16 protein-coding genes are annotated in these 13,306 nt (G+C 71.3%); 3 read left to right on the top strand and 13 right to left on the bottom strand.

What is annotated here, in order from left to right; genetic code table 11:
• Positions 1–49 precede the first annotated feature (49 nt).
• From AB0F91_RS11070 to AB0F91_RS11060, 3 genes are read right to left on the bottom strand one after another with little or no spacing between them, the layout of a single operon-like run.
• Entirely contained in the window at positions 50–562 is a 513-nt protein-coding gene (locus AB0F91_RS11070; RefSeq protein WP_360596763.1) for an AAA family ATPase, read from the bottom strand.
• Positions 559–1,194, bottom strand: a complete 636-nt coding sequence (locus tag AB0F91_RS11065; protein ID WP_360596762.1) for a maleylpyruvate isomerase N-terminal domain-containing protein — start codon at positions 1,192–1,194, stop codon at positions 559–561. The genes AB0F91_RS11070 and AB0F91_RS11065 overlap by 4 nt, the downstream gene beginning before the upstream one ends.
• A 35-nt stretch (positions 1,195–1,229) precedes the next feature.
• Positions 1,230–2,825 carry a helix-turn-helix domain-containing protein gene (locus tag AB0F91_RS11060; RefSeq protein WP_360596760.1) on the bottom strand — a complete coding sequence of 532 codons (1,596 nt, stop codon included), beginning with the start codon at positions 2,823–2,825 and terminating at the stop codon, positions 1,230–1,232.
• 143 nt (positions 2,826–2,968) lie between these two features.
• On the opposite strand from AB0F91_RS11060, the gene pruA reads away from it, so the two are divergent.
• Together pruA and AB0F91_RS11050 are read left to right on the top strand one after the other, a co-directional pair.
• Positions 2,969–4,597, top strand: a complete 1,629-nt coding sequence (gene pruA, locus AB0F91_RS11055; RefSeq protein ID WP_360596759.1) for an L-glutamate gamma-semialdehyde dehydrogenase — start codon at positions 2,969–2,971, stop codon at positions 4,595–4,597.
• Between the two features lie 13 nt (positions 4,598–4,610).
• Positions 4,611–5,540 (top strand): proline dehydrogenase family protein, encoded by a 930-nt coding sequence (locus tag AB0F91_RS11050; protein WP_360596758.1) that lies wholly within the window; start codon positions 4,611–4,613, stop codon positions 5,538–5,540.
• A gap of 83 nt (positions 5,541–5,623) precedes the next feature.
• On the opposite strand, the gene trxA is transcribed toward AB0F91_RS11050, so the two are convergent.
• Positions 5,624–5,998, bottom strand: coding sequence for a thioredoxin (gene trxA, locus AB0F91_RS11045; protein WP_360596756.1), 375 nt, complete (start codon positions 5,996–5,998; stop codon positions 5,624–5,626).
• Between the two features lie 88 nt (positions 5,999–6,086).
• Between trxA and AB0F91_RS11040 the strand changes: the two genes are divergently transcribed.
• Complete coding sequence (locus AB0F91_RS11040) at positions 6,087–6,329, top strand: DUF2630 family protein (protein ID WP_360596755.1); 243 nt, start codon at positions 6,087–6,089, stop codon at positions 6,327–6,329.
• Positions 6,330–7,334: 1,005 nt separating this feature from the next.
• Here the strand turns inward: AB0F91_RS11040 and AB0F91_RS11035 are convergent.
• The 9 genes from AB0F91_RS11035 to AB0F91_RS10995 form a co-directional block, all read right to left on the bottom strand.
• Positions 7,335–8,003 carry a DNA alkylation repair protein gene (locus tag AB0F91_RS11035; RefSeq protein ID WP_360596753.1) on the bottom strand — a complete coding sequence of 223 codons (669 nt, stop codon included), beginning with the start codon at positions 8,001–8,003 and terminating at the stop codon, positions 7,335–7,337.
• A gap of 38 nt (positions 8,004–8,041) precedes the next feature.
• Positions 8,042–9,607, bottom strand: a complete 1,566-nt coding sequence (locus tag AB0F91_RS11030; RefSeq protein WP_360596751.1) for an alpha/beta hydrolase — start codon at positions 9,605–9,607, stop codon at positions 8,042–8,044.
• A gap of 68 nt (positions 9,608–9,675) precedes the next feature.
• Positions 9,676–10,755, bottom strand: coding sequence for an ATP-dependent DNA ligase (locus tag AB0F91_RS11025; protein ID WP_360596749.1), 1,080 nt, complete (start codon positions 10,753–10,755; stop codon positions 9,676–9,678).
• A 26-nt stretch (positions 10,756–10,781) separates the two neighbouring features.
• Positions 10,782–10,931, bottom strand: coding sequence for a hypothetical protein (locus tag AB0F91_RS11020; RefSeq protein ID WP_360596748.1), 150 nt, complete (start codon positions 10,929–10,931; stop codon positions 10,782–10,784).
• On the bottom strand, positions 10,895–11,038 hold the full coding sequence (locus AB0F91_RS11015; RefSeq protein ID WP_360596747.1) for a hypothetical protein: 144 nt from the start codon (positions 11,036–11,038) through the stop codon (positions 10,895–10,897). The genes AB0F91_RS11020 and AB0F91_RS11015 overlap by 37 nt, the downstream gene beginning before the upstream one ends.
• 56 nt (positions 11,039–11,094) lie before the next feature.
• Positions 11,095–11,418, bottom strand: coding sequence for an SAM-dependent methyltransferase (locus AB0F91_RS11010; protein ID WP_360596745.1), 324 nt, complete (start codon positions 11,416–11,418; stop codon positions 11,095–11,097).
• 130 nt (positions 11,419–11,548) lie between these two features.
• A complete protein-coding gene (locus AB0F91_RS11005; protein ID WP_360596743.1) occupies positions 11,549–11,989 on the bottom strand; it encodes a hypothetical protein in 441 nt (146 codons plus the stop codon).
• The gene (locus AB0F91_RS11000; RefSeq protein WP_360596741.1) at positions 11,989–12,531 is read right to left on the bottom strand and encodes a sigma-70 family RNA polymerase sigma factor; all 543 of its coding nucleotides are present in this window, start codon (positions 12,529–12,531) and stop codon (positions 11,989–11,991) included. The genes AB0F91_RS11005 and AB0F91_RS11000 overlap by 1 nt, the downstream gene beginning before the upstream one ends.
• On the bottom strand, positions 12,531–13,280 hold the full coding sequence (locus AB0F91_RS10995; RefSeq protein WP_360596739.1) for a pyrimidine reductase family protein: 750 nt from the start codon (positions 13,278–13,280) through the stop codon (positions 12,531–12,533). The genes AB0F91_RS11000 and AB0F91_RS10995 overlap by 1 nt, the downstream gene beginning before the upstream one ends.
• Positions 13,281–13,306: the final 26 nt, after the last annotated feature.

Raw genomic sequence — 13,306 nt, 5'->3', positions numbered from 1 at the left:
GCTGGGGCAGAAGCGCTGCTGCCCCAGCCCTCGGCTGACGGCCTCCAGTTCACGGCGTTCGGTTCACCGCGGCCAGAATCGTGCGCGCGACCTCGGCCGGCGGCGTGCCCGCCGTGTCGAGCACCGTGCCCGATTTTTCAAGCCAGGGAAGAGCTTTCTCGTACGCGTCGAGGTGATCGAGCCGCCACCGCCGAATACCCTGCTCGCCGCCCTCGATGCGCCTGCGCAGCTCGTCGCGGTCCGCGTGCAGCACGAAGTGGTGCACGGTGATGCCGCGCGCCTGGAGACCGTCGAAGATCTCCCGCGCGTACCGCTCGACGAGGATCGTCTGCGGCGCCACGAGCGGTCCGCCGGTGTGCGCGTGCACGCGCGCCATGGTCTCGACCACCAGCGGACGCCACAGCTCGAGGTCCTGGAAATCCCCCTCCGGTTCGGGAAATGGCACGCGCAGCAAGTACCCGACGTACTCCGGGTCGAACAGGCGCGCACCCAGCGCCCCGGTGAGCTCCCGCGCGGTCGTGGTCTTGCCGGAGCCGAACGTGCCGTTCAGCCACACGATCATCCCAGCGCCACCGGCTCGAACCCGGCCCACGAGGGCGGAGCGGGCAGGCGGCCCGTGGCGTACAGCAGCGCCTCCCGGTCGTCCTCCGACGGCAGCGGCCGGCCGGCAACGCCCTCCACCACCGCCCGCGTCGCCGCCAGTGTCGACGCCGGTGGACCGTCCACACCGGACAGGTGCAGCGTCAGGTCGAGGTGGTGCAGCGTCGCTTCGACCACGTACGTCGTGAGGTAGTCCGCGACCGTCAGCACTTCGTCGCGGGTTTCCACGCGGGCGGCGGGATCAGCGGCCGCCGCGGCTTTCCCCGCCGCGACGGCCAGGTCGTCGAAGTGGTGCGTGAGCGAGGTCGGCCCGGAGTACGCGACGGCGGCGCGCCGGACGAACACCGACTCGGCCTCCGTGCCGTCACCCGGTTCGCCGGGCTCCCAGTAGGTCACGGCGTCGCGTGTCGCGGGGGCGTCGGTGGTCGTCACGAGCGTGATCAGGATGTCCTGCGCCCCGATGATCAGGTGGAACACGAGGTCCTGCACCAGCCACCCGGCGCAGCCGGACGGCGCGACCCACTGCGCGTCGTCGAGGGAGTGGACGGCTTCCTGCAGGGCGCCCCAGGCCCGGGGAAAAGATCCATGCCGCACCCTAGCGAGGCCGCACTCCGCCCCGCACAAGGTTTCTACAGCCGCAACTGCAGCTGGGTGAGCAGCCGCTGAGCCGGATCCCCGAGATCGACGCCGGAAACCTCCGCCGCCCGCCGCACGCGGTACCGCACGGTGTTCGGGTGGATGTTCAACGCCTTCGCGGCCGCGCGCACGTCCCCGAACGCGTCGAGGTACGCCAGCACTGCCGGCACGAGGATCCCGCCGTGGTCGGCGTCGTGCGCGAGCAGCTCGGTCAGCCGCGGGTCGCGGATGCGGGGCTGGTCGGCGAGGTACGCCAAAACCTCCGACAGCAGCACGTCGGCGCGGACATCGGCCAGCGACGCGACACTGTCGGGCCAGCGGCCGCGTGCCATCGCGACCAGCACGCGGTCCGCGTCGCCGCGAGACGCGGCCGCGTCGGACAGCCGGGGGACCACGCCGCCGAGCGCCGCGCGCACCGGCACGTCGAGGTGCCGCTCCGCCGCCGTCACGATCTCCTTGGCCAGAGCCAGCACCGCCGCGTCCGAATGCTCCGGCAGATCGGGCAGCAACGCGTAGACGCGCCCGCCCAGCACGCTCACCAGGGCGCTGCGCCGGTACGCCGCGGTGTGCACCGCGATCAGGTGCACCAGCTCCGCGCGCCGCAGCAGTCGGTCCGACGCGGCGGGACCGGTCGAGGACAGCGCGAACGTCAGGACCTGTGCCGGCCGCGCGGGATCGGCGCCGATGTCGTCGGCCACCGACTCGGCGTCGACGCGGCCCTCCAGCAGCCCGGCCAGCAGGTCTTCGCGCAGCCGCAGCTGGGGGCTCGGCAGCGTGCGGGCCCGGATGAGCTGCGGCGCCAGCGTGCGGCTCGCGCCGAGCAACGCGACCTCGGCCTGCTCGGTGAGCGGCGTGGCGCCCTCCTGCACCCAGATCGTGCCCAGCGGCTGCGGCCCCGCGTGGATGCCGGCCGCGATGCGCCGGCGGATGCCCAGCTCGGGCCGTTCGTCGATCCGCACGATGCCCTCGCCCGCGCGCAGCCGCTGGTAGACGCCCCATTGCCGCAGCATCGCCAGGTACCGCTCGGGTCCCTCACGGCCGAGGATCGACAGCCGGCGCAACTCGTCGACCTCGTCCGACGAGCGCGAGTACGCCAGCACGCGGCTCGCGGTGTCCTCGATGCTGACCAGACCGCCGGTGAGTGTCGCGACCGTCTGGGCCAGTGCGAACAGGTCGCCGAGCACCTCGCCGGTCTCCGCCTCGCCGCCCGCCCGGGCCGCGTCGACGACCCCGCGCGCCAGCGCCTCCACCTGTTCCCACCGCGCCTCGGTCCCCACCGTGAGCAGCGCGACGCCCGCGTCGGCCGCCACGTCCGTGCCGCCCTCGCCCTTGACGGCCACCGCGGCCGCCCCGCCGCGTCCAGCCGCCCGGATGGCCGCGGCGGCCGCCCGGCCGCGCGCGCCGATCACCAGCACGAGGTCACCCGGGTGGGCCTCCGGGGGGTCTTCGGGGTCGAGGATCACCACGTCGTCGACCCGGACGCCCAGCCCCTGCGGCGCCACCAGCACGCGCACGAGCGGCTCGCCCAGCGTCGCCAGCACGTGGCGCAGCGAGGTGGCGGGCAGGCCGTCCGGCGCTTCGGCAGTCACTGGACCACCTTCATCCGATCGGACAAGTTCATCATTCCAATTCTAGCCGCTCGGACAAACCTGTCGGCGCTTTCCGGAGTTACCGTTCGGGCATCCCAGCAGTACAGAGCACCACTGCAGAAGAAAGACCAGAGGGAGCCGCCGTGGACGCCGTGACCCAGACACCCGCCCCGAAGAACGAGCCGGTGTACACCTACGCACCGGGCAGCGCCGAGCGCGCCGAGCTGGAAGGGGCGCTGAAGAAACTGGGTCAGGCCGGTCCGGTCGACCTGACCGTGACCGTCGGCGGCGAGCAGCGCGCCGGAGGCGGCGAGAAGATCGACGTTGTCGAGCCGCACAACCACAGCCACGTGCTGGGCACCATCTCCAGCGCTTCGGAGGAAGACACGCAGGACGCCATCGCGGCCGCCGGCAAGGCCGCGCCGGAGTGGCGCGCGCTGTCGTTCGACGACCGCGCCGCCGTGCTGCTGCGCGCCGCCGACCTGCTCACCGGCCCGTGGCGCGCCACGCTCAACGCCGCCACCATGCTCGGTCAGTCGAAGACGGCGACGCAGGCCGAGATCGACTCCGCGTGCGAGCTCGCCGACTTCTGGCGGTTCAACGTCGAGTTCGGCCGCCGCATCCTCGCCGAGCAGCCCGCCAGCTCGCCCGGCGTGTGGAACCGCATGGAGCACCGCCCGCTCGAAGGCTTCGTCTACGCGATCACGCCGTTCAACTTCACCGCGATCGCCGGCAACCTGCCCACCGCGCCCGCGCTGATGGGCAACACCGTGCTGTGGAAGCCCTCGCCCACGCAGAGCCTCGCCGCGCACCTGACCATGCGGCTGCTCGAAGAAGCCGGCCTGCCGCCGGGCGTGATCAACCTGCTGCCCGGCGACGGCAAGGCCGTGTCCGAGGTGGCGCTGACGCACCGCGACCTCGCGGGCATCCACTTCACCGGCTCCACCCCGACGTTCCAGCACCTGTGGAGCACCGTCGGCGCGAACATCGCCGGTTACCGCAGCTACCCGCGCCTCGTCGGCGAGACCGGCGGCAAGGACTTCGTGCTCGCGCACCCGTCGGCCGACCTCGACGTGCTGCGCACGGCGCTGGTCCGCGGTGCTTTCGAGTACCAGGGCCAGAAGTGCTCCGCCGCGTCGCGTGCGTACGTGCCGCGCAGCCTGTGGGAACAGCTGAAGGACGGCCTGATCAGCGAGACCGAGGCCATCACCTACGGCGACGTCAGCGACCTGTCGCACTTCGGTGGCGCCGTGATCGACCGCCGCGCGTTCGACAAGCACGCGTCGCTGTTCGAGCGCGTGAAGGGCGACGCCGAGGTGGAGATCCTCACGGGCGGCACCGCCGACGACAGTGTGGGCTACTTCGTCCAGCCGACGGTCCTCGTGTCGAGCAACCCGAAGCACGAGATCTTCAGCACCGAGTACTTCGGCCCGATCCTGTCGGTCCACGTGTACGAGGACGGGCAGTTCGACGAGATGCTCAAGGTCATCGACGAGACAGCGGCTTACGCGCTCACCGGTTCCGTGATCGCCAACGACCGCGCCGCCGTCGCCAAGGCCTCGCAGGCGCTGCGCTACACGGCGGGCAACTTCTACGTCAACGACAAGCCGACCGGCGCCGTCGTCGGGCAGCAGCCGTTCGGCGGGGCCCGCGCTTCGGGCACCAACGACAAGGCCGGCTCGATCTTCAACCTGCTCCGCTGGACGAGCCCGCGCTCGATCAAGGAGACGTTCGTGCCGCCGACCACCGTGCGCTACCCGCACCAGGGCTGAGGGGGAGACCGCCATGCTGCGTGCCCCGTTGCTCGCCGCCGCTCGATCCCAGCGGATGCGCGCGTTGATCGAAGCGGTGCCCGCGACGCGATCCGTCGTGCGCCGCTTCGTCTCCGGGTCCACGACCGCCGACGCCGTGCGCGCCGCGCGTGAGCTGGCCGCCGACGGCCGGTCGATCACCATCGACCACCTCGGCGAGGACACGACCGACGCCACGCAGGCGGCCGACACCGTTCGGGCGTACGAGGAACTGCTCTCGGCGCTCGCCGACCAGGGCCTCGCCGCCGGTGCCGACGTCTCGGTGAAGCTCTCGGCCGTCGGCCAGTTCCTGCCCGGCGACGGCGAGGGCGTGGCGCTGGAGAACGCGCGCAAGATCTGTGCGGCGGCCGAGGCCGTCGGCGCGACGGTGACGCTCGACATGGAGGACCACACCACCACGGACTCGACGCTCGCGATTCTGCGCGAGCTGCGCAGCGAGTACCCGTGGGTCGGTGCGGTGCTGCAGGCCTACCTCAAGCGCACCGAGCAGGACTGCCGCGAGCTGTCCGGCCCGGGGTCGCGCGTGCGCCTGTGCAAGGGCGCCTACGCGGAGCCCGACGAGGTGGCGTTCCAGGACAAGGCCGAGGTCGACAAGTCCTATGTGCGCTGCCTGCGCGTGCTGATGGCCGGCGAAGGCTACCCGATGGTGGCCTCGCACGACCCGCGGATGATCGCCATCGCGAAGCAGCTGGCCGCCGCCAACGGCCGCAAGCCCGGCGACCACGAGTTCCAGATGCTTTACGGCATCCGTCCCGAGGAGCAGAAGAAGCTCGCGGCGCAGGGGCGCACGGTGCGCGTGTACGTGCCGTGCGGCGACGAGTGGTACGGCTACTTCATGCGCCGGCTCGCCGAGCGTCCGGCCAACCTGGCGTTCTTCCTGCGCGGGCTCGTCACCCGATCCTGAGGACATGCGAAGGCCCCCTCGACCACTTCACCGGTGGTTGAGGGGGCCTTCGTCGTGGATGACCCCGGCTCCGGGGTGTTTCGTCAGGCCTGCTCCTGGGCGGCCTGCTCGGCGGCGGCCTTCTTGACCTCGTCCATGTCGACCTCACGGGCCTGGCGGATGAGGTCCTCCAGCGCCGACTCCGGCAGCGCGCCCGGCTGCGCGTAGATCAGCGTCTTGTCGCGGATCACGGCGAGCGTCGGGATGGACCGGATGTCGAACGCGGCGGCCAGCTGCTGCTCGGCCTCCGTGTCGACCTTGGCGAAGACGATGTCGGAGTGCTTCTCCGACGACTTGTCGTACACCGGCGCGAACTGGCGACACGGCCCGCACCAGCTCGCCCAGAAGTCGATCAGGACGAAGTCGTTGTCGGTCACGGTCTGGTCGAAGTTGGCGGTGGTCAGCTCAACGGTGCTCATGGTTGTCTCAACGGACGGCGCCGGACGGGAATTCCCCGGCGGCGGGTAGCGTCAGGGGCCGGTATAACGAGGTGAGGAGGACCACCCCATGGCGAATGGCGAGATCCTGGGCCGGATCGACGAGCTCATCGCGGAGGAGCACCAGCTGCGGTCGCGGTCGGTCGGTACCGGCCTGTCCGGGGATGATCAGGCGAAGCTGACGAAGGTGGAGCAGGAGCTTGATCAGTGCTGGGACCTGTTGAGGCAGCGGCGGGCTCGGACGGAGTTCCACGAGAACCCGGATGAGGCGAAGGTGCGGCCTGTGGGTGAGGTTGAGGGGTATCGGCAGTAGGGTTTTTTGTGCTGGCCCGCTCCTGCCCGGCTCGGCGCGCGGAGCGCACCATTGCCGAGTGTAGGGGTGGGTGCTGGAGCACCCCGATTTTTTATCGTCACTACGGCCTGGGTCGGTTTGGCAAGGCGGGAAAGAGTGCCTTGACAAACCGACCCAGGCCGTGTTGGGGAAAGAATCGGGGGCCGGGCGGGGGAAGGGTGCGGGGAGGGGTAGTGCGCTGGTGGGTTGCGTTGCCGGGCGGCGGTTGGGTGGGGCAAGGGCGGTTGAGTGGGGCAAGGGCGGCGCGATCCGGGTCGTTTGGTTGCCTTTCAAATCGCGCGCGGGTTGTGCAGTTCCGGTCCGCTCAACTCTGAGTGGGTTCGCGGCTCCTCGCTGGTAAGTCCGCTTCCGGTTGGGCTGTCTAGCCCCGAAACGCTGACCCCCAGCCCCAGCCCCAGCCCCAGCCCCAGCCCCAGCCCCAGCCCCAGCCCCAGCCCCAGCCCCACAGTCCCATCGCCCCAATGCGGCGTTCGTTGCGCTCAGCGCACCGAACGCCGCGCCCGTTGCGTCCAATGCACCGAACGCCACATCGGGGCCCTCTCGCCACTCCCCAGCGGCCGACCGCCTGCCTCGCGGGCCGCTGCGCTCACCCCGGGCGGTTCTTGTCCCTCTTCAGCCGCCCCCGGCAACGCAACCCGCCAAAGCGCTGAGCTTCGCGGGCTCTTGCCTCTCGTCGCCCACCGCTCGGCAGCGCAGTTCACTGCCTTACGTGACGTCTGCGTGTTCTTGCCCGTGCCCGACTTTCGCCGGCAGCGCACCTCACCGCCCCGCCTGACGTCCCCGTGTCCTTGCCCCTGCCCGACCCTCACCTGGCAACGCGAATGAAGCTCTCCCAACCCTTCCCGTATCCTCGCCTCCCGCCCCCCGATTCTTTTCCTCATCGCTACCGTCGCAACAATGGAAAATCGGGGTGCCATCTCCATCACCTATATCCGGCCATGGTGCGTTCCGCGCGCCGAGCCGTCACTACCGGGATCGACGAGCCACCATCTCGGCAATCCAAACCGGCGCATAAGGTGAAGTACAATTCGCAGGAGTCGGGTAATCCTTCAAAACCCCCAACCTCTCCCCGATGCCCACCGCGCGCTCTCGCAACTCCGGATGCTCGATCCCGATCTGAGCAAGACAATGGTTCATCGCCCACTGAAGCCGTGCCGGAGCATCCTTCATCTCGGCCTCGATCACATCCAGCAACCCGGCCGGATCGAGGCCATCGGGAGCCTTCGCGACCCGATCGGTGGTCAGAGCCCACCCAGCACTGGCGACAACCGGGTCGGCATCGGAAAACCACGCAACTCGCAGCTCTTCGACGTGGGGACTCTTCTTGACCACATACCCCACCAACCAGTCATGCACCTTCGGCGTCCGAGCTCCACGCAGCATGGCGTCCAGATCCGCGCGGCTGAACGTTTTCGGTCGGCAAATCAGGAGCGCGAGCAGCTTGGCGTCCGTTTGATCCGTGGTCCAGAGCTCGACGGCGAGCTCATGTTGCGTCTTCAACCGCTTGGCCAGCGCACGCAACTTACTCAGGTTCACACCATGGTCATCGCCATGTTTCTCGTTCACCGCGCGGGCCTTCGGGTCTTCCAGGGCGGCCAATTCGGCGAGTACCTCGGCCACAGTGCTGTCGGTCATGGTGAACCTCCTGTCCGGGGGTACGCCGGGAACAAACTTCAAGCCGGGCACAGAGTCCCGTCGGTGGGAACCTTCCCGTCGATCAAAAACGCCTGAACGGCGGACGTCACACACGGAGACTGCCCGACAGCGCCGTGCCCGGCACCCTGCCACGAGATGGTCACCGCACTCGGCATCTGATCCGCGGCACGCGTCGTCCCGATCTCCGGGGTCACCGGGTCAGCGGCCGTCGCAGCGACCAGAATGGGCGGCGCACCAGGGGCACCGGCGGCGGGCAACGGCTCGCGACGCACGGGCCACGCCCCGCACCACGCGAGTTCCTGCGCGACAGCGGAGCCGAACTGCGGGTACTTCGCCCGCATCCCCTCATCGACCTTGTTGATCTGGTCGGCAGGCAGCCGGGTGGCCGCGTCGTTGCACCGCGTGGCCATCACCCCGCCGATCCGCGACGTACGCCCCTGTGCGTCGACGATCACCGGATCCGCGAACGACTCGAGAGCGGTCACGTCACCGGATTTGGCCGCGGCGAGCGCATCGGCGAGAGCAGGCCAGCGGGTGCGGTCAGCCAACCCGAGATACACCGCGTAAGTCGCGATGCCGGGAGTCACCGTGACGCCATCCGGAGTCGTCTCCGGCGCCGCACGCAAGCGGTCGGTCACCTGCTCCAACGCCGCCTTCGGATCACCCATCGCGCACCCACGAGCAGCACAATCGGCCCCGAACGCGGCCAGCGTGGCCTGCGCACCGGCGGCAACGGCGTCCAGCACCGCGGCACGGTCCTGACCCGGGTCGGGCAGGCCGTCCAGCACTATGCGCCCGACCTGCGCGGGATAGCGCACGGCGTACTCCGACAGCACCTTCGAGCCGTCACCCCGACCGAGGGCGTTGAGGTGCGGCACGCCGAGCTGGGTCCGCAGCTGCTCGAGATCGCCCGCGGTGCGCCAGCTGTCCAGCGCCGTCTGGGCGGTGTCGAGGTCGATGGCGCACTGCTGGCCGGCGCGGCGGGACGCGTCGAGGACGTCCGTGAGGTTGCCCTGGGCCGGGTCGGCGCCGAGCAGCGCTTCGCGCGCCTCAGGCGGCACGCACTGCACGCCGCCCGAAAGGCCGGTGCCGCGGCGGTCCACGCCGATCAGCGAGAACTTCTGCAGGAACGCCGGCGGCAGCTGCGAGGCCAGGCGCGCGGCGAAGACGGAGCCGGGTTCGCCGCCGATGTCGTTCACGACCACCAGCGGGATCGGGCCGTCGCCGGCCTTGAGCACGAGGATGCGCGCGAGCAGGTGCTGCGTGTCGTCGGGCGCGTCGAGCGGGCTGGTCAGGCGCGCGCACGTGAAGTGCAGCGAGTCCGGCGCGGCGGGGGAGCCCATGCGCTGGCGCGTGTCGTCGTCGCAATCGGTCCAGCGCAGGCTGGTCGACTGCGGTTGCACGAGCGGTGGCAGCGGCACGGGCGCGGCGCTGGAGGCCGGCGGCTGCGTGACCCGACCGTCGTTGTCCACCACCGCCGGGCGCACCGACGGGCCCGTGGTGCAGCCCGCGGCGGTCAACGCGCCCAGCAGCGTCGCCACCAGGACGCGCAGACGGGGGCGGCTGGTGGAACGGCGGCGCACGGGCTGGTCCTCACGTGGTGTCGGTGGAGCTGTCCGACGAGCTTGGCACGCCGGGTGTGACGCGGAAGTTAGCGGGTCCGCACGACCTCGCCGCGGAACACCGCCGACAGGTCGTAGCGCGCCGGTTCGTCCAGCTGCGCGTAGCCGCACGACGCCGGTTCCCGGTCCGGTCGCCACCGTTTGAACTGCGCGGTGTGGCGGAACCGCGCGGGCTCGCCGCCCTCGGTGTGCTCGTAGCCGACCTCGACCACGCGCTCCAGCTTCAGGGGCACCCACGCGTGCTCGGTCGAGCGCCAGCGCGTGATGCCGCCCGGGATCCGCTGGCCCTCGCGCACGGCGTCGCCCACCCACGGGTGCCCCTCGCCGTCGGTGATCAGCGGGGCCAGCTCCTCGGCCAACTCACGGCGCCGCTTGACCGGGAACGAGCCGACCACACCGACGTGGTGCAGCAGCCCTTCGGCGTCGTACAGCCCGAGCAGGAACGACCCGACCGCTTCGCCCGGCTCGCCGTCGACGTGCCAGCGCAGCCCGGCCAGCACGCAGTCGGCGGTCCGAGAGTGCTTGTACTTGAACAGCACGCGCTTGCCCGGCGAGTACGGCTCATCGAGCGGCTTGCCGATCACGCCGTCGAGCCCCGCGCCCTCGAACAGCTCGAACCAGTGCCGCGCGGTGTCCGGGTCGGTGGTGGCCGGCGTGAGGTGCACGCCGTCGCCGGCGATGCCCTCCAGCCGTGCGCGCCGAGCGGACGTCGGTTCGTCCAGGAAGGACTCCGAACCCAGCGCGAGCACGTCGAATGCCACGAACTCCGCGGGCGTCTCGTTCGCCAGCAGCTGCACACGGGAGTCGGCCGGGTGGATGCGCTCGGTCAGCGCGTCGAAGTCGAGCTTGCCGCCGCTGCCCACGACCAGCTCGCCGTCGAGCACGACCTGTTCGGGCAGCGTCGCCAGCAGCCGCTCCACCACCTCGGGGAAGTACCGGTTCAGCGGCTTTTCGGCACGCGACTGCAGGGTGAGCTCGTCGCCGTCGCGGAAGACCAGGCAACGGAACCCGTCCCACTTGGGCTCGAACAGGAGCCCGCCGGAGTCGGGGATCGCCTTCGCCGGCTTGGCGAGCATGGGCTTGATCGGAGCCTGCACGGGGAGGGCCATGCGGGCATTCTGTGCGAAACGCGCGGTCAGCGCACGCGTGCCGGGCCCGTCGTGTCGAGTTCGAGCCGCACGGCCTTGGGCAGCGAGTCGAGCCCGTGCGCCTCGCGGGCGCGCGTGAGCACGTACGTGTCGAGGTCGGTCAGATGCGCCGGACGTCGGTGTCCTCGCTCAACCACAGCGTCACGCGCAGCGCCGGCTCGGTGGACGTGCCGACCGCGCGGGCCCGCGCCTGGGTGACGCCGGCGATGGCCTCGGCGTCGGCTTGCACCGCGCCGGCGGTCACGGTCAGCTCGGCGCCCGGCGTCTCGTCGAGCGCCCGTGGGCGGCCACGACCGGGTCCTAGTCGACGTAGACGACCTTCGCCTCGGGGTGGATGCGCTGCACCACCTGGTGCACGTTCTCGGCGGTCGGCAGGCCCGAGCCGCAATCGAGGAACTGGCGCACCTCGGTGTTGTTCGCGAGGAAGCGGCACACCCGGGTCAGGAAGTTGCGGTTCTCCCAGGCGACGTCGGACACCTCCGGCATCGCGGCGATGATCCGCTCGGCCTCGTGGCGGTCGACGTCGAAGTTGTCCTTGCCGCCCAGCAGGTAGTCGTACACACGCGCGACGAACGCCCGGGTCGGGTCCACTCCCACGGGGGTGTTTTCCGATTCGAGCGCCACGCGATTCTCCCGATGGCGAGACAGCCGAGACACCGTGACTGATGCGGCACCGAGGGTAGCGCCCCCCAGATCCAGGGCCGAAAGCCGACCGCGCAGGGGTTACTCCGCCCGGCCGGTCGGCGGTGGTTCTTCAGCCGGGACGCACGTCGACGACGTGGACGTTGACCCGCGGCGGCCGCGCCCGCAACAGCCGGGTGAGCTCCGCGGTCAGGCGGTGCCGCAGCACGCGCGCGGCCTCGTCGGCGACCACGCCGAACCGGATCGTGGCCAGGATCTGCAGCTCGCCGTCGGCCAGGGCGACGGCGGAAACCGTGACTCCGTCGACGTCTTCGGCTTGGTCGGTGGCCACGGTGCGGGCCAGGCGGACCAACGTGGCTTCGGAAACGGTCAGCACGCCGCCGTCGCACGGAAGCCGGAGCGGCGGGACCCGGCGGGCGACGGTCAGCGCGCGGAGCACGCGGTCCACCAGGCCGGACGGCGTGGCGACGTGGCGGCGGGCGACGGCACGCACGAGGTCCCAGCGAGGATCCCGTTCGGGGTCCTCCGGGCCGCCGGCGCCCTGGTCCATCATCACCGCTCCCTCAGCTGGCCGAGCAGCGCCACCCTGGCCCGGTGCAGACGCGAGCGCAAGGCCGGGACCCCGACTTCGAGCACTTCGGCCACTTCTTCGTAGCTGAGCCCCTCGAGTTCACGCAGCACGAGCGGCACGCGCTGCGCGACGTCGAGCCGGGCGATCGCCCGCAGCACGGCGTCCACCTGCTCGGCGTGCACGACCTGGCGTTCGGGCGTGCCGTCCACGACGAGGTCCGGCGCCTCGGCGATCGACACGGTTTCGATCGAGACGGTCGGGCGGTGGCGGCGCAGCAGGTCGAGGGCGCCGTTCGTGACCACCCGGTAGAGCCACGTGGACACCGCCGACTCGTGGCGGAAAGTCGCGAGCGAGCGCCACGCGGCCAGCCACGCCTCCTGCACCACGTCCTCGGCCTCGGCCGGGCTGCCGGTGATGCGCAGTGCGACGCGGTACATCATCGGCGTCTGCCGGCGCACCAGCGTGTCGAACGCGGCGTGGTCACCCGCCGCCGCGGCCGCGACGAGCGCCTCGCTGTCGGCCATCAGCCGCTGCCCCGCCGATAGCGCAGCAGCGTGAAGCCGTCGTCCACGAGGATCGACGCGAGGTCCATCCGGCGCGGTGGCCGCGCGGCCGGCCCCGCCGCGATCCGGCCCGCGTCGCCGCCGACGAGCAGCGGGGCGACCGTGAGGTTGAGCTGGTCGACGAGGTCGGCCGCGATCATCGCCGCGAACAGCCCGGGCCCGCCTTCGCAGTCCACGCGCCGCAGCCCGCGGTCGGCCAGCATCGCCAGCGCACGCGGCAGGTCCACGTCGTCGTCACCGGCCACGAGCACGTCGGCACCGGCCTCCCGCACCACCGCGGCGTCGGCGCGCGAAGTCGTGACGACCAGCGGCGGCACGCGCGTGTCGGTGAACAGCGGGCCCGCCGGGTCGAGTGAACCCGTGCGCGTGACGACGGCGATGGGCGGCACCGGGGCCAGACCCAGGCGCGCGCGCCGGGCCGAGCGCACCGCGTTGGTCCGGGCGCCGCGGTAGTTCTCGGCGCGCGCGGTGCCGCCGCCGACGAGGATCACGTCCGCGAGGTCGCGCGCGAGCAGGAACACACGGCGGTCGGCCGGGTGCGAAAGCCCCTTCGACAGCTCGTCCACGGCCACCGCGCCGTCGGCCGACGCCACGAAGTTGACCTGCACGAACGGGCCGGTCAGCTCCTCGGGGTAGCCGTAGACGCGCGCCAGATCCTCGTCGGACAAGGGCCCGGTCCCGGCCGGTGATGGTGGCCACACGCTCCGCACGCCCGTTATCCCAGCACGGGCACCGA

The sequence above is a fragment of the Amycolatopsis sp. NPDC023774 genome (assembly GCF_040639695.1).
Lineage (GTDB): Bacteria > Actinomycetota > Actinomycetes > Mycobacteriales > Pseudonocardiaceae > Amycolatopsis.
The sequence above is the reverse complement of the archived record's forward strand: the minus strand, read 5'-3'. Positions and strand labels throughout refer to the sequence as shown.

Excerpts from the sequence above, each read along its gene's own strand:
- AB0F91_RS11050 (WP_360596758.1), top strand. The coding sequence starts at position 4,611 with ATGCTGCGTGCCCCGTTGCTCGCCGCCGCTCGATCCCAGCGGATGCGC.
- AB0F91_RS11000 (WP_360596741.1), bottom strand. The coding sequence starts at position 12,531 with ATGGCCGACAGCGAGGCGCTCGTCGCGGCCGCGGCGGCGGGTGACCAC.
- AB0F91_RS11035 (WP_360596753.1), bottom strand. The coding sequence starts at position 8,003 with ATGACCGACAGCACTGTGGCCGAGGTACTCGCCGAATTGGCCGCCCTG.
- trxA (WP_360596756.1), bottom strand. The coding sequence starts at position 5,998 with ATGAGCACCGTTGAGCTGACCACCGCCAACTTCGACCAGACCGTGACC.
- AB0F91_RS11005 (WP_360596743.1), bottom strand. The coding sequence starts at position 11,989 with ATGATGGACCAGGGCGCCGGCGGCCCGGAGGACCCCGAACGGGATCCT.
- AB0F91_RS11070 (WP_360596763.1), bottom strand. The coding sequence starts at position 562 with ATGATCGTGTGGCTGAACGGCACGTTCGGCTCCGGCAAGACCACGACC.
- AB0F91_RS11040 (WP_360596755.1), top strand. The coding sequence starts at position 6,087 with ATGGCGAATGGCGAGATCCTGGGCCGGATCGACGAGCTCATCGCGGAG.
- AB0F91_RS11025 (WP_360596749.1), bottom strand. The coding sequence starts at position 10,755 with ATGGCCCTCCCCGTGCAGGCTCCGATCAAGCCCATGCTCGCCAAGCCG.